Source organism: Microbacterium elymi, assembly GCF_021582895.2.
Lineage (GTDB): Bacteria > Actinomycetota > Actinomycetes > Actinomycetales > Microbacteriaceae > Microbacterium > Microbacterium humicola.
The window spans coordinates 3,333,718-3,354,577 of record NZ_CP091139.2 but is presented as its reverse complement, the minus strand read 5'-3'; the positions used below and the strand labels follow the sequence as shown (position 1 = coordinate 3,354,577).

The following is a 20,860-nucleotide window of genomic DNA, read 5'->3' as shown; positions in this document are numbered from 1 at the left end:
GTCACGCTAGCCCGAGCGCGCGGGCGATGACCAGCAGCTGCACCTCGGTGGTGCCCTCGCCGATCTCGAGGATCTTCGAGTCGCGGTAGTGCCGCGCCACCGGGTACTCGTTCATGAACCCGTTGCCGCCGAAGATCTGGGTGGCGTCGCGCGCGTTGTCCATCGCCGCGTCGCTCGCGGTGAGCTTCGCGACGGCGGCCTCGGTCTTGAACGGCTTGCCCGCGTCGCGCAGCCGGGCCGCGTGGTGCCAGGCGAGCCGGGCGGTGTGCACCCGGGCGTGCATCCGCGCGATCATGAACTGGATGGCCTGCCGGGTCGCCAGCTGCTCGCCGAACACCGTGCGCGAGTGCGCATACTCGGTGGCCGCCTGCACGCAGCCCTCGGCCGCCCCGGTGGACAGCGCGGCGATCGCGATGCGCCCCTCGTCCAGGATGTGCAGGAAGTTCGCGAACCCTCGGCCCCGTTCGCCGAGCAGATTGCCCTCGGGCACCCGCGCATCGGTGAACGTGAGCGGGTGCGTGTCGGACGCGCGCCACCCCACCTTGTCGTAGGCCGGCTCGACGGTGAACCCGGGCGTGCCGTTCGGGACGACGATGGTGGAGATCTGCTTGCGACCGTCCTGCTCGCCGGTGACGGCGGTGACGGTGACGAACCGCGTGATGGCCGTGCCCGAGTTCGTGATGAACTGCTTGGCGCCGTTGATCACCCATTCCCCGCCGTCCAGGTGCGCGTTCGTGCGGGTGGCCCCGGCATCCGAGCCGGCCTCCGGCTCGGTCAGGCCGAAGCCGGCCAGCGCACGGGCCGCCAGCAGGTCGGGCAGCAGCTCCTGCTTCTGCGATTCATTCCCGAATCGGAATACGGGCATCGCGCCGAGGCTCACGCCGGCCTCGAGCGTGATCGCCAGCGACTGGTCGACCCGGCCGATGGCTTCGATGGCCAGGCAGAGCGCGAAGTACGTGCCGCCCTGCCCGCCGTACTCCTCCGGGAACGGCAGACCGAACAGCCCCAGTTCGCCCATCTGCGCGACCACGTCCAGCGGCAGCGTATGGGTGCGGTCGGCCTCGTAGGCGATCGGGGCGATGACGTCGTCCGCGAACCCGCGCACCAGGCCGGCCAGCTCGCGCTCGTCGTCGCTGACGTCGTAAGAGGAGTAGGTGTCCATGGTGTCCTTCATTCGGCGTTCATTCGGTGGATTCGGGGGTGACGCGAGCCAGCACCTGGTCGCGGCGCACCTGGTCGCCGGCGGCGGCCGCCAGCGTCACGATGCCGTCGTGCGGGGCGGCCAGCGGATGCTCCATCTTCATCGCCTCGATGGTGATGATCCGGTCGCCGGTGACCACCCGCGCACCGTCGGCGACGTGGACGGCCGCGACGGCGCCGGGCATGGGGGCGCGCAGCTCCGGGTCGGATGCCGCATCCGCCCGCTCGCGCTGGGCGAGGCGACGCTCCATGGCCTGGCGGCGGGTGACGGGCTCGAGCGCGCTGGTGACGCCGTCCGCATGCACCCAGACGATGCCGTCCGGAGCGCATTCCGCCTCGCCTGCTCGGTCGATGCCGCCGGCGCCGGGCGCGGCCCCGGCCGTCGCGGGGCGCAAGCGGGTCACGACGACCTCACCCGCAGCCGTCCGGAACCGGATCGTGGGTGCCGCGGCATCCGCACCCATCCGCCAGCCCGAGCGGGCCCGCCACAGCGCCGAGGCGTGCGGCGGTGCCGGGGATGCGGTGTCCCCGGCGGCTGCGACCCGTGCGGCCGGAGCCAGCGCCGCGGTCGTCGGGGCGGGATCGACGAAGGGCGGCATCCGGTCGATCAGTCCGGTGTCCATGGTCCCGGCCTGCACGGCCGGGTCGGCGATCAGCGTGCGGAGGAAGTCGATGTTGGATTCCACCCCGAACAGCACCGTGTCGGCCAGCGCGGCGTCCAGCTTGCGCGAGGGCGTCGGCGCGGCCGGCTGCGTGGGCGATGACCTTCGCGATCATCGGGTCGTACTCGGCCCCGACGGTGCTGCCGGTCTCGACCGCGGCATCCGTCCGGACGGTGCCCGCAGAGGGCCCGGAGGCCGGCTCCCACCGCAGCACGTCTCCGGTGGCCGGCAGGAACCCGCGGGCCGGGCTCTCGGCGTACACGCGCGCCTCGATGGCATGCCCGGTCGGTGTGATCTCGCCGAGGGTGAGCGGCAGTCCGGCCGCGATGCGCAGCTCTTGCTCGACCAGGTCGATGCCGGTGACCGCTTCGGTGACCGGATGCTCGACCTGAAGGCGGGTGTTCATCTCCATGAAGAAGAACTCGTCGGGGCGGTCGGCCGACACGATGAACTCGACGGTGCCCGCCCCGGTGTAGTCGACGGATGCCGCGGCCGCACAGGCCGCCTCGCCCAGACGGGCGCGCGTGGTGGCATCGATCAGCGGCGACGGCGACTCCTCGATCACCTTCTGATGCCGACGCTGGAGCGTGCATTCGCGCTCGCCGAGGTGGATCACCCGGCCGTGCGCGTCGCCGAGCACCTGCACCTCGATGTGCCGCGGGTGCAGGATGAGGCGCTCGAACAGCAGCGTGTCGTCGCCGAATGCGGCCTTCGCGACCCGGCGCGCCGTGGCCACGGCGTCGGGGATCTGCGCGGCGGAGTGGACCTCCTCCATGCCCTTGCCGCCGCCGCCGGCGGACGGCTTGATGAGCAGGGGGAAGCCCGCCTGTTCAGCGGCGGTCGCGATCTGATCGTCCGTCATGCCGGCGGCGCTGAAGCCCGGCACGATCGGCACCCCGGACGCGCTGACGTGGTCCCGGGCGCGGATCTTGTCGGCCATGACCTCCAGCGCCTGCGGGCCGGGCCCGATGAAGACGATGCCGGCCGCGGCGCATGCGGCACCGAACGCGGCGTTCTCGGAGAGGAAGCCGTAGCCGGGGTGGATCGCCTGGGCCCCGGTGTCGCGGGCGGCGGCGATGATCGCGTCGATGTCCAGGTACGAGCGGGATGCCGCGGCCGGGCCGATGCGCACGGCGACATCGGCCTCGCGCACATGCGGCGCGGCGGCGTCGGCGTCGCTGTAGACGGCGACCGAGCGGATGCCGAGGGTCCGCAGGGTGCGGATGACCCGGCGTGCGATCTCGCCGCGGTTGGCGACCAGGACGGTGTCGAACACTTCGTCTCGCTTCGCTCGCTCAATGACCGGCACGGGTCACATCCGGAAGACGCCGAAGCGCGGGTCGGGCAGGGGCGAACGGGCGACGACATCGAGTGCGAGGCCGAGCAGGTCGCGGGTGTCGACCGGGTCGATCACGCCGTCGTCCCACAGACGTGCGGTGGCGTAGTAGGGATTCCCCTGCTCCTCGTACTGCGCACGGATCGGCGCCTCGAACGCGGTCTGGTCCGCGGCATCCCACTCCTGCCCGCGCGCCTCGTACTGGTCGCGCTTGACGGTGGACAGCACGGAGGCGGCCTGCGGGCCGCCCATCACCGAGATGCGGCTCGCCGGCCAGGTCCAGAGGAACCGCGGCGAGTACGCCCGGCCGCACATCGAGTAGTTGCCGGCGCCGAACGATCCGCCGATCACGACGGTGAGCTTGGGCACCCGCGTGGTGGCAACGGCGGTGACCATCTTGGCGCCGTCCTTCGCGATGCCGCCGGCCTCGGCATCCCGCCCCACCATGAACCCCGAGATGTTCTGCAGGAACAGCAGCGGGATGCCGCGCTGGTCGCACAGCTCGATGAAGTGGGCGCCCTTCTGCGCCGACTCGCCGAACAGCACGCCGTTGTTGGCCACGATGCCGACCGGATGGCCGTGGATGCGGGCGAATCCCGTGACCAGCGTGGTGCCGTACTCCTTCTTGAACTCGTGCAGCTCGCTGGCATCCACCAGGCGGGCGATCACCTCGCGCACGTCGTAGGGCTGGTTCACATCCACCGGCACCACGCCGTACAGCTCGCCCGGGTCGGCGGCCGGCGGCTCGGCCGCCAGCACCTCCCAGGCCGGCTCGGCGGGCGGCGGCAGCGTCGCGACGATGTCGCGCACGATCTCGAGGGCGTGTTCGTCGTCCTCGGCGAGGTGGTCGACCACCCCGGAGCGGCGCGCGTGCAGCTCTCCCCCGCCGAGCTCCTCGGCGGTGACGATCTCGCCGATCGCGGCCTTCACCAGCGGCGGCCCTCCGAGGAAGATGGTGCCCTGATTGCGCACGATGACCGTCTCGTCGCTCATCGCCGGCACGTAGGCGCCGCCGGCCGTGCACGATCCGAGCACGGCGGCGATCTGCGGGATGCGCGCGGCCGACAGACGCGCCTGATTGTAGAAGATGCGGCCGAAGTGGTCGCGGTCCGGGAACACCTCATCCTGCATCGGCAGGAATGCGCCCCCGGAGTCGACGAGGTAGATGCACGGCAGCCGGTTCTGAAGCGCCACCTCCTGCGCGCGCAGGTGCTTCTTCACCGTCATCGGGTAGTAGGTGCCGCCCTTGACTGTGGCGTCGTTGCACACAACCATGACCTGACGGCCGTGGACCAGGCCGATCCCGGCGATGACGCCGGCGGCCGGAGCCTGACCGTCGTAGAGACCGTCGGCGGCCAGCGGCGCCAGCTCGAGGAACGGGCTTCCCTCGTCCAGCAGCCGGTCCACCCGGTCTCGGGCAGCGCTTGCCGCGGGCGACGTGCCGCTCCCGCGAGCGCTCCGACCCGCCGACCGCGGCGACGGCGAGTCGCTCGCGCAGGGTCTGCGCCAGCTGCTGCTGGGCGACGCGGTTGCGCTCGAATACCTCGTCATGCGCCGGTGCGGTGCCGATCGCGGGTGCCCGACCGCTCATCTCATCTCCATCGACTGTCACGTCCTGTTAATGTGGACTAACTGAGTTTCAATGTTAGCGAGGACTAACCGAAATGGCAACGGCATCCACCGACCGCGCGCGCGCCAAGTCGCGCCGCCGTGCCGAGCTGATCGCCGCAGCGGCCCGGCTGTTCGCCGAGCGCGGCTTCACCGGGGTGAGCCTCGAGGACATCGGCACCGCCGTGGGCATCAGCGGGCCCGCCGTCTACCGCCACTTCGCCAGCAAGCAGGCGCTGCTGGCCGCCATCCTGGTGGGGGTCAGCGAGCACCTGCGCGACGGCGGAGCCGCGGTCCTGGCCGCCGAATCGGATGCCGCGGCCCGCCGGGACGCGCTGATCCGATTCCACGTCGACTTCGCGCTCACCGACGCCGACGTCATCCGCGTGCAGGACCGCGATCTGTCCTCGCTTCCCGACGCCGACCGGCACCGGGTGCGCCGACTGCAGCGCGAGTACGTCGAGGTGTGGGTGGGCGTGCTGCGTACGCTCGAGCCCGGTCGCACGGACGCCGAGCTGCGGGTGCGCGCGCACGCCGTGTTCGGCCTGATCAACTCCACGCCGCACAGCGTGCGCGCACTGCGCTCCGCGCCGTCCGACGACGACGTCCGGACGATCCTCGAGCAGCTGGCCCGGGCGGCGCTGGCCGCCTGAACGCCCGCTCTGGTCCGGGCTCAGCGCATCAGCATCGCGCGGCCCGGCTCGACCAGGATGCTCCCGACGTCGGCGAGGAACCGCGATCCCTCGGCGCCGTCCACCAGCCGGTGGTCGAACGACAGGCTGAGGGTCATGACCTCGCGCAGGGCGATCCCGCCCTCGTGCTCCCAGGGGCGGCGCTGCACCGAGCCGAGGCCGAGGATTCCGGCTTCGCCCGGGTTGAGGATGGGAGTGCCCGCCTCGATTCCGAACACGCCGAAGTTCGTGATCGAGAACGTGCCGCCGGTCATCGCCGACGGCGGCGTCTTCCCGGAGCGCGCCGTCTGCGCGAGCTCGGTGATCGCGTCCGCGAGCTCGACCAGCGTCAGGGCGTCGGCATCCGGGATGACCGGCACGATGAGCCCCCGGTCGGTGGCGGCGGCGATGCCGAGGTTCACATAGTGGTGCTCGACGATCTCGCCGGCAGCAGCATCCCACTTCGCGTTCAGGCTCGGGTTGCGCCCGAGCGCAAGGCACACTGCCTTGGCCGCGATCGCCATCACGCCGATCCGGTGGTCGGCCAGCGCGCGGTCGGACTTCAGCGAGGCGACCAGTTGCATCGTGGCGGTGACGTCGACGGTGTGGAACGTCGATACGTGCGGTGCGGTGAACGCGCTGGCGACCATCGCCTCGGCCGTGGCCTTGCGCACGCCGCGGATGGGCCGGCGGGTGGTGCGATCGCCGTCCTGAGCGGCGCGGGCGGATGCCGCATCCGCCGCCTGCGCGCGTTCCCGACCGGCCTCGGCCGCCGCGGTCGCGTCGGCGACACCGACCCGGGCCGCGTACGCCTCGACGTCGGAGCGCGTGATCAGCCCGGCCTGTCCGCTGCCCGACACGAGCGCGAGATCGACGCCCAGATCCTTCGCGAGCTTGCGCACCGGCGGTGTGGACCGCGGGCGCTCCATCGGGCGCTCCGGCGGCTGCTCCACGATCGCGTCGTGCGGCGCGGCCTCCAGCACGGCGGTGTCGGGGCCGCGTGCGTCGTCGGCACGGGCGACCCGCGTCCGCCGCTGCGGACGGGCCGAGCGCCGGGGTGCGGCGCCGTAGCCGACGAGGTTGGGGGTGGCCTTCTCGGTCTCCTCCTCTCCTTCGGCGGTCGCCTCGGAAGCCGCAACCGCAGCATCCGCCGCATCCTGCCCGCCGAACGTGATGAGCACCTCGCCGACCTCGACCACGTCGCCGGCGGCGTGGTGCAGCTTCTGCACGGTGCCGGCGAACGGACTGGGCAGTTCGATGACGGCCTTGGCGGTCTCGACCTCGGCGATGTTCTGGTTCAAGGCGACCTCGTCGCCCTCGGCGATCAGCCACGACACCAGTTCGGCGTCGGGAAGCCCCTCGCCGAGGTCGGGAAGTCGGAAGTCCTGGCCCATCACAGCGCTCCCCCTTCCGCGGCCGCTTCGCGGCCGGGGCCGACGCCCGTCACAGTTCCACCCCGGTCAGGCTGTTCGGGCGGTCCAGCACCCGGTCGACGGCATCGAGGATCCGGTCGAGGTCGGGCACGTGGTGCTTCTCCAGCTTGGCCGGCGGGTACGGGATGTCCCATCCCGTCACCCGGACCGGCGGCGTCTCGAGGTGGTAGAAGCAGCGTTCGGTGACGCTGGCGATGAGCTCGGCGCCCATCCCCGCCTCGCGGGCGGCCTCGTGCGTGACCACGAGCCGCCCGGTCTTGCGCACCGAGGCGGTCACGGTCTTGTAGTCCACCGGAGACAGCGAGCGCAGATCGATCACCTCGATCGAGATGCCCTCGTCCTCGGCGGCGGTGGCGGCATCCATCGCCGTGGACACCTGCGCGCCGTACGTGAGCAGCGTCACGTCGTCGCCGGGGCGCGCCACCCGGGCGAGTCCCATCGGCGGCGCATCGGCGATGTCACCGTCCAGGTCGACCTCGCCCTTGGCGTGGTAGAGGCGCTTCGGCTCGAAGAAGACCACCGGGTCGTCGCAGGCGATGGCCTGGCGCAGCACCGTGTACGCGTCCTGCGGGTTCGAGACGGCGACCACCCGCAGTCCCGCCGTGTGCACGAAGTACGCCTCGGGCGACTCGGAGTGATGCTCGGCGGCGCCCACGCCGCCCGCCCACGGGATGCGGATCGTGATGGGCATCTTCACCGTGCCCTGCGAGCGGTAGTGCAGCTTCGCCACATTCGAGACGATCTGGTCGAACGCCGGGTAGACGAAGCCGTCGAACTGGATCTCGACCACCGGCCGGTACCCGCGGTAGGCCAGGCCCACGGCGGTGCCCATGATCCCGGACTCGGCCAGCGGCGTGTCGACGATGCGCTGCGCGCCGAACTCGGACTGCAACCCGTCGGTGATGCGGAACACGCCGCCGAGCTTGCCGATGTCCTCCCCCATGATGAGGACCTTGTCGTCGTCGCGCATCGCGCGGCGCAAGCCCTTCATTCAGGGCCTTCCCCATGGTGAGCTCGGTCATCGTCCGGCCTCCTGCCCGGCATCCGCGAACCCGTCGAGGTAGGCCGAGAACCACGTGCGCTCCTCGTCGAGGCCGGCATGCGGCTCGGCGTACACGTCGTCGAGGATGCTGAGGGCCGGTGCCGTCGTCATGGCCAGGCACGTGCTGCGCACGGCGGCGGCCGTCTCGTCGGAGGCCGCGGCAACCTCGGCCTCGAACGCCTCGTCGAACGCGCCCTGGGTGCGCAGGTAGGCCTCGACCCGGGCGAGCGGGTCGCGGGCGCGCCAGCGCTCCAGCTCGTCCTTGTCGCGGTACCGTGTGGGGTCGTCGCTGGTGGTGTGCGGGCCCATCCGGTAGGTGACCGCCTCGATGAAGGCCGGACCCTTGCCGCTGCGGGCGTGCTCCAGCGCCCACCGCATCGCGGCGTACACCGCCAGCACGTCGTTGCCGTCCACCCGCATGCTCGGGATGCCGAAGCCCGGCGCACGCCCGGCGATCGGCGCCTGCGCCTGCACGCCGACCGGCTCGCTGATCGCGTACTGGTTGTTCGTGCACACGAACACCACCGGTGAGCCGTACGAGGCGGCGAACACGAGCGCCTCGCTCACGTCGCCCTGGCTGGTGGCGCCGTCGCCGAACCAGGTCGCGACGACCTGGTCGGTTCCGTCGCGCTGGATGCCCATGGCGTAGCCGACCGCGTGCAGGGTCTGCGCGCCGATGATGATCTGCGGAATCGCGGCGCCGATCTCGTGCGGGTCGTAGCTGGAGTGGGCCTCGCCGCGCCAGGCGCGGACGTACCCCTCCGGCCCCGCACCCCGGGCGTAGGTCACGCCGGTCTCGCGGTAGCTGGGGAAGGCGAAGTCGTCGTCGCGCAGTGCGCGTGCGCTGCCGATCTGGGTGGCCTCCTGGCCCTGGCAGGGCGCCCACAGGCCCACCTGCCCCTGGCGCTGCAGGGCCATTCCCTCGGCGTCGATGCGCCGCAGGATCACCATGTCGCGGTAGAGCGCCCGCAGCGCGGCGGCGTCCACGTCGCGGACCCAGGGGTCCAGGTCGGCGTTGGGGATCCGCTCCCCGCCGGCGGTCAGCAGGCGCGCGACATCGTCGATGTCCGTCTCGAGGTCGGCGGCCGGGGTCAGGGTGTGCACCATCGTCATCCCTCCTTCTCGCGGGTCCCTCGTGGGGCGTTCCGCGTGATGAGCCCGGCGTCTTCGCCGGATGCTCTGAGGCTACGTCGATCTTGCACCTAGCTCAAGCATCCCAAAAGACACTGAGCATGTTGCGCAGATTTCCCCACCTGGGGCGTGCTAGTGTTTCGCACTATGGCCCACCTGGACAGCGTCGATCTGGAGCTCCTGGCGACTCTCTCGCACGAACCCCGCGCGACGGTGGTCGCCCTGGCCGACAAGCTCGGGATGAGCCGGAACACGGTGCAGGCCCGGATGGCGCGGCTGGACAAGTCCGGCGTCTTCCTCTCCTACGAGCGCGCGATCTCCTCGAGCGCGCTGGGCTTCCCGATCGAGGCGTTCATCAGCGTCACCGTCCGCCAGGCCGACCTGCCGTACATCACCGGCGAGCTGCACCGGATCCCCGAGGTGCTGCAGGCGCACGGGCTGAGCGGCCAGATCGACCTGCTCGTGCGGGTGGCCTGCCGCGACACGCAGCATCTGTTCGACACGGATGCCCGCATCCTCGCGATCGAGGGCGTCGAGCGCACCGAGACGTCGCTGGTGATGGGCGAGGTCATCGGCTACCGGGTGCGGCCCCTGATGGAGATGGCGCGCGAGACCGCCTGATCCGCTACCCGACGAATCGGCGGATCGCCGCGGCGGCCGGCTTGCGGCGTCTCGTAGTGGATGAGGTGGCCGACCTCGGGGATCTCGACGAGCTCGGCATCCGGGAAGATCTCCGCCAGTTCGCGCTCCTTCTCGATCGGCGTGATGTCGTCCCGCTGGGCGGCGATCAGCAGCGTGGGCTGCGCGATCCGCGCCGCCGACTCGCGCACATCGTGCGAGACGCTGGTCACGAACGCCTCGCGCAAGCACGTCCCGGTCGGCGAAGCGCGAGAAGTAGGTGTCGTGCTGGCCGTGCACGAAGCGTCGCAGGTCCGGGTCGCGGGTCTTGACCATGGCGATGCTCATCACCCGCACGATCAGTCGGTTGCGCGAGCGCATCGCCGATCCGGGCGGGCAGCTTCGCCCCCATCCAGTAGTAGAAGACCGCCAGTCGGGTCAGGATGCCGCGCGGACCGGCCAGTGCGGGCGCGCCGATCGGATTGATCAGGATGAGGCGCGGGGTCGGCAGCCCGGCCGCGACGGCGGCGGCGGCCACGATCGAGCCGAAGCTGTGCCCGAGCACCACCGCGCCCGGCGCGACCTGCGCGGCGAACGCCGTGAGCCAGTCGACGTAGGCGGCCAGGTCGTGCGCGCGACCCGGCAGCGGCGGAGTCTCGCCGAAGCCGGGCAGATCCGGCGAGACGATGCGGACGTCGGGCAGCTGGGCGACGATCGGCTCGAGCCCGTGATGCTCGCCGCGGAATCCGTGCACGGCCAGGATCGTCACGGCGGCGTCATCCGGTCCGTACACCCAGTAGGCGGTGGTCGATCCGGCGACCGCCGCCTCCTGCCGGCGCACCGGGATGACCGCCAGCTGCGCGGCGTACGGGCTGTCCACACTCACCCGTCGAGTCTACGGACGATGCCGCGCGTCGCGATCACGGATGTCGGCGGGTGCGCATACCGTGAACGGCATGGACATGCTGCCGCTCTTCGACTCGCCGGAATGGTCCCGTCGGGTGGGCGTCTTCGACCTGGAGACGACCGGCATCGACGTCGCCTGCTCCCGCGTGGTCACCGCGCATGTGGGGGTGCTGGACGACACCGGCGCCGTACGGGGCGCGCAGGACTGGCTGGCCGACCCCGGCATCGAGATCCCGGATGCCGCGACCGCCGTGCACGGGGTGAGCACCGCCCACGCCCGGGCGCACGGGCGCCCCGCCGGCGAGGTGGTGGCCGAGATCACCGCGGCGCTGCGCGGGCTGTTCGCGGCGGGGATCCCGGTGGTGGCCTACAACGCGCCGTACGACTTCTCGCTGCTCAAGCACGAGGCGATCCGGCACGGCGTCGCCCCGATCGCCGACCCGTCCCCGGTGATCGACCCGCTCGTGCTCGACAAGGCGGTGGACCGCTATCGACGCGGCAAGCGGACCCTTGCCGCGGTCGCCGAGCACTATGCGGTCCGACTGGACGACGCCCACGCCGCTGCAGCAGACGCCGTCGCGGCCGGACGGGTCGCACTGGCCCTGGCCGAGCGCTTCGGCACCGAGCTGCCGACATCCGCCGGCGAGCTGCACACCCGCCAGATCGGCTGGGCGCGCGACCAGGCCGACAGCCTCACCGACTACTTCGTGCGGATCGGCCGGATCGACCCCGCCGACCCGGTGGACGGCAGCTGGCCCATCCGCTGACCCGACCGCACGGCAGGTCTCCGGGGTGACACCCCGGAACGACGAAGACCCCGCTGTGCGCGGGGTCTTCGCAGGGAGAACGACTACTTGCCGCCGCCGAAGCCCTTGAAGCGCTGGTTGAACTTCTCGACGCGGCCGGCCGAGTCCATGATGCGCTGCTTGCCCGTGTAGAACGGGTGCGACGCGGACGAGATCTCGACGTCGATGACGGGGTACTCGACGCCGTCGAGCTCGATGGTCTTGTCGCTGCCCACGGTCGAACGGGTCAGGAAGGTCTCGCCCGAGCCGAGGTCGCGGAACACGACGGCGTGGTAGTCGGGGTGGATGTCAGTCTTCATTGGGTTTCCTTGCGAGTGCGGAAGGGAAATCTGCGGTGCCGTGGCACCTGCCGTGGCGCCGACCGGGGCGCCAAGGATCGATTCTATCAGTCGTCGGCGTGATCCTGCGACGCCGCCCGCGCGGCATACCGGCCGTCCGCGACGGTGAGCACGATCGGCATGCCGAACGTGCTGCTCAGGTTCTCGGCGGTCAGGGTCTGCTCCAGCGGGCCCGCGGCGATCACGGCGCCGTCCCGGAGCAGCAGCACGTGCGTGAATCCGACCGGGATCTCCTCGACGTGGTGGGTGACCATGACCATCGCCGGCGTGGTCGGCGCCTGCGCATAGCCGCCCAGCAGCTCGCAGCTCCTCGCGTGCGCCGAGATCGAGGCTCGCGCTCGGCTCGTCCAGGAGCAGCGCTCGGGGTCGGTCATCACCGCCCGGGCGATCTGCACCCGCTTCTGCTCCCCCTCCGACAGCGTCCCGAACGTGCGGTCGGCGAGGTGGTCGAGCCGCCACTCGGCGAGCACCCGCAGCGCGCGGCGCTCGTCGATGTCCTCGTACGCCTCGTTCCAGCGGCCGAGCACCGAGTACGCCGCCGTCATCACGACGTTCAGCACGGTCTCCTCCGGCGGCACCCGGCGGGCCATCGCCGAGGACGCGAAACCGATCCGCGGGCGCAGCTCGAACACGTCGGTGCGGCCCAGGCGCTCGTCCAGGACCGTGACCGCGCCGCTGGTGGGATCGCAGCGTGGCCGCCAGCTGCAGGATGGTGGTCTTGCCTGCGCCGTTGGCGCCGAGCACGACCCAGCGCTGGTTGTCATGCACCGACCAGTCGACGCGATCGACGATGTTCCGGGCGTTCCTGCGGACGATGACGTCGGAGAACTCGAGGACCTGGGCCATGGCACCAGCCTAACGGCCGGAGCCGGTCACCTCCGCGTACAGCGCCGCGGTCTGGGCGGCGATCGTGTCCCAGCCGAAGTCCCGTGCGGCGCGCTCGCGTCCGGCGGCGCCGTAGGCGGCGGCGCGCTCCGGATCCCGGACGACCTCGGTCAGCACGGCCGCCATGTCGGCGGCGAACTGCTCCGGATCGTTCGGCGTCCCGGTGCCGTCATCGGACTGGTCGATCGGCACCAGGCGTCCGGTGACCCCGTCGATGACGACCTCGGGGATGCCGCCCGTCGCGGTGCCGACGACGGCGGCACCGCAGGCCATCGCCTCGAGATTCACGATCCCCAGCGGCTCGTACACCGACGGGCACACGAACACGGTCGCCGCCGTCAGCACGGTGCACAGCTCGTGCCGACTCAGCATCCGGTCGATCCAGATCACCCCGTCGCGGGTGTCCTGCAGCTCGTGCACCAGCTCGGTGACCTCGGCCATCATCTGGGGAGTGTCCGGGGCGCCGGCGCACAGCACGACCTGCACGTCGGGCGGCAGCATCCGCACGGCCCGCAGCAGGTGCGGCAGTCCCTTCTGCCGGGTGATGCGGCCGACGAACACGACCGACGGGCGCGCGGCGTCGACTCCGAGTGCGGCCAGCAGCTCCGGATCGACGGTGGGATGCCACTCGTCCACGTCGATGCCGTTGTAGATCACGCGCACGGCCCGGGGGTCCAGGGACGGGTAGCTGCGCAGGATGTCGGAGCGCATGCCGTCGCTGACGGCGACGATCGCGGCGGCGGACTCGTAGGCGGTGCGCTCGACGAAGCTCGAGACGGCGTACCCGCCGCCCAGCTGCTCGCTCTTCCACGGGCGCAGCGGCTCGAGGCTGTGCGCGGTGATGATGTGCGGGATGCCGTGCAGCAGCGAGGCGATGTGCCCGGCGAAGTTCGCGTACCAGGTGTGCGAATGCACGAGATCGGCCCCGGCGACGTCCGGGATGATCTCCAGGTCGATGCCCAGCGTCTGGATCGCCGCGTTCGCCTCCCGCAGTGTGTCCGGCACCGGATACGACGTCGTGCCCTCCTCGTCACGGGAGGCGCCGAACGCCCGCACCCGCACCTGTGCCGGCTCTTCGCCGTCCCGGGCCCGCAGTGCCTTCACGAGCTTGCGCGACGTGCACGCCCGCCCCGCCGTAGATCTCCGGCGGGTACTCCTTCGTGACGATGTCGACGCGCATGTCACGAACGCTAGTACAGGCGCGCACCCGGGCATAGTGTGGTGGCATGCCCGCGGCACCCAAGGTCTTCGGAATCATCCTCGCCGGCGGCGAGGGCAAGCGACTCATGCCGCTGACGGCCGATCGGGCCAAGCCCGCGGTGCCGTTCGGCGGGCAGTACCGACTCATCGACTTCGCGATCTCGAACCTCATCAACTCGGGCCTGAGACAGATCGTGGTGCTCACCCAGTACAAGTCGCACAGCCTCGACCGGCACGTGTCGCAGACGTGGCGGATGTCGGCGCTGCTGGACTCGTACGTCGCCTCGGTCCCCGCCCAGCAGCGGCTCGGCAAGCGCTGGTTCTCGGGGTCCGCCGACGCGATCCTGCAGAGTCTGAACCTGATCACCGACGAGCAGCCCGACATCGTCATCGTCATCGGGGCCGACCACGTGTACCGGATGGACTTCCAGCAGATGCTGGACGCGCACATCGCCTCCGGCGCCCGCGCGACGGTCGCCGGCATCCGTCAGCCGATCTCGCTGGCCGACCAGTTCGGCGTGATCGACGTCGACCCGGACAATCCCGACCGCATCCGCCGGTTCCTGGAGAAGCCGCAGAACCCGGACGGCCTGCCCGACGCGCCGCACGAGGTGATCGCGTCGATGGGCAACTACATCTTCGACACCGAGGCGCTGATCGAGGCCGTCACCACCGACGGCGAGGAGCCCACCAGCAACCACGACATGGGCGGCGACATCGTGCCGTACTTCGTGGACCGCGGCGAGGCCGGCGTCTACGACATGAAGCTCAACGAGGTCCCCGGCTCGACCGCACGCGACCGGTCGTACTGGCGGGATGTGGGGACGATCGACTCGTTCTTCGACGCGCACATGGACCTGATCTCCACCCTTCCGGTGTTCAACCTCTACAACACGGACTGGCCGATCCACTCGCAGACGGTGAACTCGCCGCCGGCGAAGTTCGTCCGCGACTCGGTCGGCCGGATCGGCAACGCGATCGACTCGATCGTCTCGCTCGGCTCGGTGCTGTCCGGCACCCACCTGGAGCGCAAGCGTCGTCGGTCCGTGGACGCTCGCCGCCGGCGGTTCGACCATCACCGATGCGGTGCTGTTCGACCATGTGCGGGTGGGGCAGGGCGCGCGCGTGCATCGCGCGATCCTGGACAAGAACGTGGTGCTGGCCGACGGCGCCACCGTGGGGGTGGACCGCGAACGCGACCTGTCGCGGGGCTTCACCGTCACCGACTCGGGCATCACCATCGTCGGCAAGGGCGTGCACGTCGACCTCTGACCGCGCCGGTACTGTGGACGGGTGCCCGCGCGTCTGCTCGTCGTCCTCGATGCCGATTCCACGCTCATCCGCAACGAGGTGATCGAACTCATCGCCGACGAGGCCGGCCGCGGCCGGGAGGTCGCGGCCGCGACGGAGGCCGCGATGCGCGGCGAGGTCGACTTCGCCGCGAGCCTGCGCTCGCGCGTCGAGGCGCTGCGCGGGTGCCGGTGTCGGCGTTCACGCGGGTGCTGGCGCGGATCGAGCCGACGCCCGGCGTGCGCGAGCTGATCTCCGCCGTGCATGAGCGCGGTGGGGTCGTCGGGGTCGTCTCGGGCGGTTTCCACGAGATCCTCGACACCGTCGCGCCGCGGCTCGGCGTCGACGTCTGGCGGGCGAACCGGCTCGAGGTGGACGCGGGCGCGCTGACCGGGCGGGTCGACGGCCGGATCGTGGATGCCGACGGCAAGGCCGCGGCGCTGCGGGAGTGGGCGACCGCTCACGATGTCGCCCCCGCCCGCACGATCGCCATCGGCGACGGCGCGAACGACCTGCGGATGATGGCGGCGGCCGGGCTGGGCATCGCCTTCAACGCGAAGCCCGCAGTGCGGGCGCAGGCCGACCTCGTGGTCGGTCCCGTCGACCTGCGCGAGGTCATCCCGCTGCTGCCGTGAAGCCGACCTCGGCTCGTGGGCGCGCTGCTGATGGGCGACTCACTCCGGACGGGTTCGCGATCCGAGGCGTGCCGGCGCGATGAATGCCGGTCAGTGGCCCATGCCCAGTCCGCCGTCGACCGGGATCACGGCGCCGGAGATGTACGCGGCGTCCTCCGACGCCAGCCAGGTCACGACGCCGGCGACCTCGTCCGCGCTGGCGTACCGTCCGGCGGGGATCGCCTTCTTGTACTCGGCCTTCTTCTCCTCGGGCAGCTCGGCCGTCATCTCGGTCTCGATGAAGCCGGGGGCCACGACGTTGGCGGTGATGCCGCGGGCGCCCAGCTCGCGGGTGAGCGACCGGGCGAACCCGACCAGCCCGGCCTTCGAACTGGCGTAGTTGATCTGACCGGCCGAGCCGTACAGGCCGACCACCGACGAGATGAGGATGACGCGACCCCAGCGGGCCTTCAGCATCCCCTTCGATGCCCGCTTGACCACGCGGAACGTGCCGCCCAGGTTGGTGTCCACGACACTGTCGAAGTCGTCCTCGGTCATGCGCAGCAGAAGGGTGTCCTTGGTGATGCCGGCGTTGGCCACGACCACGGCCACGGGCCCGAGCTGCTGCTCGACCTCGCTGAACGCGGCGTCGACGGACGCGGCGTCCGTGACGTCCGCACGCACCGTCAGCGTGCCCTCGGGGCCCTGGCCGGAACGGGCGGTCACGGCCACCGGGTATCCGGCGGCCACGAAGCGCTCGGCGATGGCGCGGCCGATGCCGCGATTCCCGCCGGTGACGAGGACGACGCGGTCTGCGGACATGAGGCACTCCCGGGGTTCTCGGTCGGATGCTCGCACCAGCCTAGTGGCGACCGTTCCGCACACTCGGCGTAGGCTGGGAGCACCGTGAAGACCTCCTCGCATCCGCAGTCGGCGACCTCTCTGCCGCGTCCCCCGCGCGACGAGCTCGGCGCGCGCTCGCAGCGCTATCTGATCACCATGGGCGTGCGCGTGGTCTGCTTCCTGCTGATGGTGTTCGTGCAGCCGTTCGGCTGGTACACGTGGGTGTTCGGCGTCGGCGCCGTCTTCCTCCCCTACATCGCCGTGGTGCTGGCCAACGTCGGCCAGGACAGCAAGACCACTGATGCGGTGACCCCCGAACGCGCCCTCGATGCCAAGCCCGACACCGAGCCGGCAGAGCCGGTGATCCGCGTGCGGGAGACCCCCGCCGTCACGTCCTCGACGCCCGACGCGGCCGGGCAGGACGCGGCCGGGCAGGACGCGGCCGGGCAGGACGCGGCCGGGCAGGACGAGACCGGGCAGGACGAGACCGACCAGGAGACGGCCGAACAGCGGCGCACGCCGGACGAGCGGTCATGAGCGATCGCGTGCCGCCTCGCGAGGCGGCCGATGCCGACGTGCGCGCAGTCGACGTGCGCGCAGTCGACGTGCGCGCAGTCGACGTGCGCGCAGTCGAGGTGTGCGCACGAGCGGGCTGTCGTGCGCCGGCGGTCGCGCAGGTGGTCTGGCGCAACCCGCGCATCCACGACGCCGCCCGGCGCAAGATCTGGCTGGCCTGCGACGAGCACGTCGAGTACCTGCGCGACTACCTCGCCTCCCGCCGGTTCCCGGTCGCGGTGCACCCGTTCCCGTCGCCGCCGACCGATCCCCCCGTCACCGACCCGGTCCCCCTCGAGGAGCCCCGATGAGCCGCCGACAGACCGCCCCGGCCGCGGTGCGCTGGACCGCCTACGTGGGGGTGGCGATCGTGTTCGCCATCGCCTGCGCGTTCCTCTCCCACTGGCAGCTGAGCAAGAACGCCGCCCGCACCGAGCAGCTCGACCTGATCGCGCGCAACTACGACGCCGCACCGGTGCCGCTGGCCGACCTGCTCGCACCCGATGAGCACCTCCCCGCCGAGGCGAAGTGGCTTCCGGTGACGATGACCGGCACATATCTGACCGATCAGGCAAGCCTCGTGCGCAACCGCGTGCACGGGGGCACGGCCGCGTACGAGATCATCGTCCCGCTGCGGATGGACGACGGGCGGGTGTTCCTCGTCGACCGAGGCTGGAAGCTGCCCGGCAACCGGCAGCCCACCCCCGACAGCATCCCGTCCGCACCGTCGGGCACGGTGACCGTCGTGGCCCGGCTGGTGCCGGGCGAGACGCTGCCCGGCTCCGGACCGAACGCCCCCGAGGGGCAGGTGCCCTCGGTGAACCTGCCGCTGATCGCCGAGAAGATCGGTGGGGCCGACGGCGCCGCGCTCGATCAGGGCGCCTACGGTCAGCTCGTCTCGGAGGATCCCGCTCCGGCGACCTCGCCGCAAGCCGTTCGAGGCGCCCTCGGCCGATCCGGGCCCGTTCCTGTCGTACGGCATCCAGTGGATCATGTTCGCGGTGATGGGGTTCATCTTCATCTGGTACGTCATCCGCTCCGAGCGGCGGGCACGGCGCGAAGAGGCGGAGGATGCCGCGGCCATCGCCGCGCTCGCGGTCACGGATCCCGAGGCCGCGCAGCGGCTGCGCGACGAGACGACCGTGCGCCGGGCGCGCGCCAAACGGGCGGCCCACGACGACCGGGACTCCCAGGACGAGGACGCCCTGCTGGATCGCGCCGGCCGCTGAGGCTAGGCCAGCGCGACCAGGTCCGCGTAGTCGCGACCCCAGATGTCCTCGACGCCGTCGGGCAGGATGAGCACGCGCTCGGGGTTCAGCGCCATCACGGCGCCCTCGTCGTGCGAGACCAGCACGACCGCGCCCTCGTAGTGCGCGAGCGCGTCCAGGATCTCCTCGCGCGAGGCCGGATCGAGGTTGTTGGTCGGCTCGTCGAGCAGGAGCATGTTCGCCGACGAGACCACCAGCGTGGCCAGCGACAGGCGGGTCTTCTCGCCGCCGGAGAGCACCCCGGCCGGCTTGAGCACGTCGTCGCCCGTGAACAGGAACGATCCGAGCACCTTGCGCGCCTCGGTGGCGGTGATGTGCGGGGCCGCGCCCATCATGTTCTCCAGCACCGTGCGCGAGATGTCGAGGTTCTCGTGCTCCTGCGCGTAGTACCCGATCTTCAGGCCGTGCCCGGGCTCGAGCTGTCCGGTGTCGGGCTGGTCGACCCCGGCGAGGATGCGCAGCGCGTGGTCTTCCCCGCGCCGTTCAGACCCAGCACGACGACCTTCGATCCGCGGTCGATCGCCAGGTCGACATCCGTGAAGATCTCCAGCGATCCGTACGACTTCGACAGTCCCGAGGCCATCAGCGGAGTCTTCCCGCAGGGCGCCGGCTTGGGGAACCGCAGCTTGGCGACCCGATCGACCTGGCGCACCTCTTCCAGCCCGCTGAGCAGCTTCTCGGCCCGGGCGACCATCTGGTGCGCGGCAGCGGCCTTGGTGGCCTTGGCCCCGAACTTCGCGGCCTGCTGCCGAGCGCGGTCGCCTTCTTCTCGGCGTTGGCCCGCTCCTTCTTGCGACGCTCCTCGTCGGCGACCCGCTGCCGCTGGTAGTTGCGCCAGTTCATGTTGTAGATGTCGATGAGCTGACGGTTCGCGTCCAGGTAGAACACCCGGTTGACCGTCTCGCCGACCAGCTCGACGTCGTGGCTGATCACGATCAGCCCGCCGCGGTAGCCCTTGAGGAACTCGCGCAGCCACACCACGCTGTCCGCGTCGAGGTGGTTGGTCGGCTCGTCCAGGATCATCGTCTCGGCGTCCGAGAACAGGATGCGCGCCAGCTCGATGCGCCGGCGCTGGCCGCCGGACAGCGTGCGCAAGCGGCTGGTCCAGGATCCGGTCCGGGAGGGCCAGGTTGTGCGCGATGGTGGCGGCCTCGGCCTCGGCGCCGTAGCCGCCCAGGGCCTCGAACCGCTCGGTGAGGTTCGCGTAGCGGCGCATGGCGCGGGCGGCGGCATCCGCGTCGTCGTCGGCCATCGCGAGGGATGCCTCGTGCATGCCGATCGCCAGGCTCCCCAGTCCCCGCGCGTCCAGGATGCGGGTGCGGGCCAGCATGTCGGGGTCGCCCGAGCGCGGGTCCTGCGGCAGGTACCCCAGCTCTCCCGTGCGCTCGACCTTGCCCTCGGACGGCAGCACGTCGCCGGCGAGCACCTTGGTGAGCGTCGTCTTGCCGGCGCCGTTGCGGCCGACCAGCCCGATCTTGTCGCCGGCGCCCACGCGGAACGACACGCCCGACATGAGCGTGCGAGCGCCCACGCGGATCTGGAGGTCGTGCACGGCAAGCACAGCGGAACGTCCGTTCTCTCGGGGAAGGCGGCCGAATGGCCAGCCACCCAGTATACGACGCGGACCGGAAAGACCCCTCCAGGGTATGACCCGGACGATACCCCGGAGTGATGTGCACGGCGGCACCGCCCACCTACGGTTCGGGGGTGGACATGATCAACGCCTTCATCCTGACCGCCGCCGCCTCGCCGTGGGTGCTGCTGGTGATGTTCGTCGTGGCGGCGGTGGACGCCGTCTTCCCGCCCGTGCCGAGCGAGACGGTGCTGGTGGCCGCGGCCGCGGCAGCCGCGGCATCCGGCCAGCTCATGATCGTGCCGCTGCTGTGCCTGATCGCCGCCTGCGGCGCGGTGCTCGGCGACAACCTCACCTACGCGCTGGGCCGGGTCGTGGGCACCCGGCGCTTCGCCTGGATGCGCCGTCCGCGCGTGGCGGCCGCGGTCGAGCGCGCACAGAGCTCGCTGAGCCGCGGCGGGGGCGCGCTGATCATCGGCGCACGCTACATCCCGGTCGGCCGGGTGGCGGTCAACATGACCGCCGGCGCCGTCGGCTACCCGTGGCGCCGGTTCCTGCCGATCAGCGCGCTCGGCGGGATCACATGGGCGGTGTACGGAACGGGCATCGGCCTCGTGGCCGGCAGCTGGTTCGCACGGCAGCCGCTGCTGGCCGCCGCCATCGGCGTGGCCGTGGCCGTCGCGGTCGGCATCGCGGTCGACCGCGTCTCGGTGGCCCGCCGTCGCCGCCTCGAGGCGCACACCGCCACCGCGGGTGACGAGGACAGCGCGGTCGCGGTGCGCGAGATGGCAGGATGAGCCCCATGCGTGCGAAGCCGGCGAGACGTGGGGCGCGTGCGGAACGGGTGAAGCAGCGGCGGCCCCGGCGGCCGCTCCCGCCCT

Annotated in this window: 14 protein-coding genes and 9 pseudogenes; 10 read left to right on the top strand and 13 right to left on the bottom strand. The window is 71.5% G+C overall.

Translation table 11 applies throughout. From position 1 onward, the window contains the following. Position 1: 1 nt before the first annotated feature. From L2X98_RS18275 to L2X98_RS18265, 3 genes and pseudogenes are all read right to left on the bottom strand, one after another. Complete coding sequence (locus L2X98_RS18275) at positions 2-1,162, bottom strand: acyl-CoA dehydrogenase family protein (RefSeq protein WP_435526290.1); 1,161 nt, start codon at positions 1,160-1,162, stop codon at positions 2-4. Between the two features lie 19 nt (positions 1,163-1,181). Then, positions 1,182-3,138, bottom strand: a pseudogene (locus L2X98_RS18270) (acetyl/propionyl/methylcrotonyl-CoA carboxylase subunit alpha). A 36-nt stretch (positions 3,139-3,174) separates the two neighbouring features. Then, positions 3,175-4,789 (bottom strand): annotated as a pseudogene (locus L2X98_RS18265) (carboxyl transferase domain-containing protein). 73 nt (positions 4,790-4,862) lie between these two features. Between L2X98_RS18265 and L2X98_RS18260 the strand changes: the two are divergent. Then, positions 4,863-5,459 (top strand): SACE_7040 family transcriptional regulator, encoded by a 597-nt coding sequence (locus L2X98_RS18260; protein WP_259611817.1) that lies wholly within the window; start codon positions 4,863-4,865, stop codon positions 5,457-5,459. Between the two features lie 20 nt (positions 5,460-5,479). Here L2X98_RS18260 and L2X98_RS18255 read toward each other — a convergent pair whose 3' ends face one another. The 3 genes and pseudogenes from L2X98_RS18255 to pdhA form a co-directional block, all read right to left on the bottom strand. Further along, positions 5,480-6,871, bottom strand: a complete 1,392-nt coding sequence (locus tag L2X98_RS18255) for a dihydrolipoamide acetyltransferase family protein (RefSeq protein ID WP_259611816.1) — start codon at positions 6,869-6,871, stop codon at positions 5,480-5,482. A gap of 49 nt (positions 6,872-6,920) precedes the next feature. Further along, a pseudogene (locus L2X98_RS18250) lies at positions 6,921-7,932 on the bottom strand (alpha-ketoacid dehydrogenase subunit beta). Further along, on the bottom strand, positions 7,929-9,065 hold the full coding sequence (pdhA, locus tag L2X98_RS18245; protein WP_259611815.1) for a pyruvate dehydrogenase (acetyl-transferring) E1 component subunit alpha: 1,137 nt from the start codon (positions 9,063-9,065) through the stop codon (positions 7,929-7,931). The pseudogene L2X98_RS18250 and the gene pdhA overlap by 4 nt, the downstream one beginning before the upstream one ends. A gap of 165 nt (positions 9,066-9,230) precedes the next feature. On the opposite strand from pdhA, the gene L2X98_RS18240 reads away from it, so the two are divergent. Next, positions 9,231-9,704 (top strand): Lrp/AsnC family transcriptional regulator, encoded by a 474-nt coding sequence (locus L2X98_RS18240; RefSeq protein ID WP_259611814.1) that lies wholly within the window; start codon positions 9,231-9,233, stop codon positions 9,702-9,704. Here the strand turns inward: L2X98_RS18240 and L2X98_RS18235 are convergent. Continuing rightward, positions 9,659-9,949 (bottom strand): alpha/beta fold hydrolase, encoded by a 291-nt coding sequence (locus L2X98_RS18235; protein ID WP_259611813.1) that lies wholly within the window; start codon positions 9,947-9,949, stop codon positions 9,659-9,661. The genes L2X98_RS18240 and L2X98_RS18235 overlap by 46 nt on opposite strands. Continuing rightward, positions 9,931-10,587, bottom strand: a complete 657-nt coding sequence (locus L2X98_RS18230) for an alpha/beta hydrolase (protein WP_259611812.1) — start codon at positions 10,585-10,587, stop codon at positions 9,931-9,933. The genes L2X98_RS18235 and L2X98_RS18230 overlap by 19 nt, the downstream gene beginning before the upstream one ends. Before the next feature lie 70 nt (positions 10,588-10,657). On the opposite strand from L2X98_RS18230, the gene L2X98_RS18225 reads away from it, so the two are divergent. Beyond that, complete coding sequence (locus L2X98_RS18225; protein WP_259611811.1) at positions 10,658-11,374, top strand: exonuclease domain-containing protein; 717 nt, start codon at positions 10,658-10,660, stop codon at positions 11,372-11,374. 83 nt (positions 11,375-11,457) lie between these two features. Here L2X98_RS18225 and L2X98_RS18220 read toward each other — a convergent pair whose 3' ends face one another. From L2X98_RS18220 to glgA, 3 genes and pseudogenes are all read right to left on the bottom strand, one after another. Further along, complete coding sequence (locus L2X98_RS18220; protein ID WP_259611810.1) at positions 11,458-11,712, bottom strand: type B 50S ribosomal protein L31; 255 nt, start codon at positions 11,710-11,712, stop codon at positions 11,458-11,460. A gap of 86 nt (positions 11,713-11,798) precedes the next feature. Beyond that, positions 11,799-12,597, bottom strand: a pseudogene (locus tag L2X98_RS18215) (ABC transporter ATP-binding protein). 9 nt (positions 12,598-12,606) lie between these two features. Then, positions 12,607-13,816, bottom strand: a pseudogene (gene glgA, locus L2X98_RS18210) (glycogen synthase). Between the two features lie 46 nt (positions 13,817-13,862). On the opposite strand from glgA, the pseudogene glgC reads away from it, so the two are divergent. Further along, a pseudogene (glgC, locus tag L2X98_RS18205) lies at positions 13,863-15,108 on the top strand (glucose-1-phosphate adenylyltransferase). Positions 15,109-15,129: 21 nt separating this feature from the next. Beyond that, positions 15,130-15,761 (top strand): annotated as a pseudogene (gene serB, locus L2X98_RS18200) (phosphoserine phosphatase SerB). Between the two features lie 90 nt (positions 15,762-15,851). Here serB and fabG read toward each other — a convergent pair. Then, positions 15,852-16,562 carry a 3-oxoacyl-ACP reductase FabG gene (fabG, locus tag L2X98_RS18195; RefSeq protein WP_259611809.1) on the bottom strand — a complete coding sequence of 237 codons (711 nt, stop codon included), beginning with the start codon at positions 16,560-16,562 and terminating at the stop codon, positions 15,852-15,854. A gap of 84 nt (positions 16,563-16,646) precedes the next feature. Between fabG and L2X98_RS18190 the strand changes: the two genes are divergently transcribed. The 4 genes and pseudogenes from L2X98_RS18190 (at position 16,647) to L2X98_RS18175 (ending at position 18,367) form a co-directional block, all read left to right on the top strand. Continuing rightward, positions 16,647-17,120, top strand: coding sequence for a DUF3099 domain-containing protein (locus L2X98_RS18190; protein WP_259611808.1), 474 nt, complete (start codon positions 16,647-16,649; stop codon positions 17,118-17,120). An 83-nt stretch (positions 17,121-17,203) separates the two neighbouring features. Beyond that, positions 17,204-17,449 (top strand): hypothetical protein, encoded by a 246-nt coding sequence (locus tag L2X98_RS18185; protein WP_259613384.1) that lies wholly within the window; start codon positions 17,204-17,206, stop codon positions 17,447-17,449. Beyond that, a pseudogene (locus L2X98_RS18180) lies at positions 17,446-17,997 on the top strand (SURF1 family protein); the annotation flags it as partial. The gene L2X98_RS18185 and the pseudogene L2X98_RS18180, both read left to right, overlap by 4 nt. Continuing rightward, on the top strand, positions 17,987-18,367 hold the full coding sequence (locus L2X98_RS18175; RefSeq protein WP_259611807.1) for a hypothetical protein: 381 nt from the start codon (positions 17,987-17,989) through the stop codon (positions 18,365-18,367). The pseudogene L2X98_RS18180 and the gene L2X98_RS18175, both read left to right, overlap by 11 nt. A 2-nt stretch (positions 18,368-18,369) precedes the next feature. On the opposite strand, the pseudogene L2X98_RS18170 reads toward L2X98_RS18175, so the two are convergent. Beyond that, positions 18,370-19,967 (bottom strand): annotated as a pseudogene (locus L2X98_RS18170) (ABC-F family ATP-binding cassette domain-containing protein). 110 nt (positions 19,968-20,077) lie between these two features. On the opposite strand from L2X98_RS18170, the gene L2X98_RS18165 reads away from it, so the two are divergent. After that, positions 20,078-20,776, top strand: a complete 699-nt coding sequence (locus L2X98_RS18165; RefSeq protein ID WP_259611806.1) for a DedA family protein — start codon at positions 20,078-20,080, stop codon at positions 20,774-20,776. Positions 20,777-20,860: the final 84 nt, after the last annotated feature.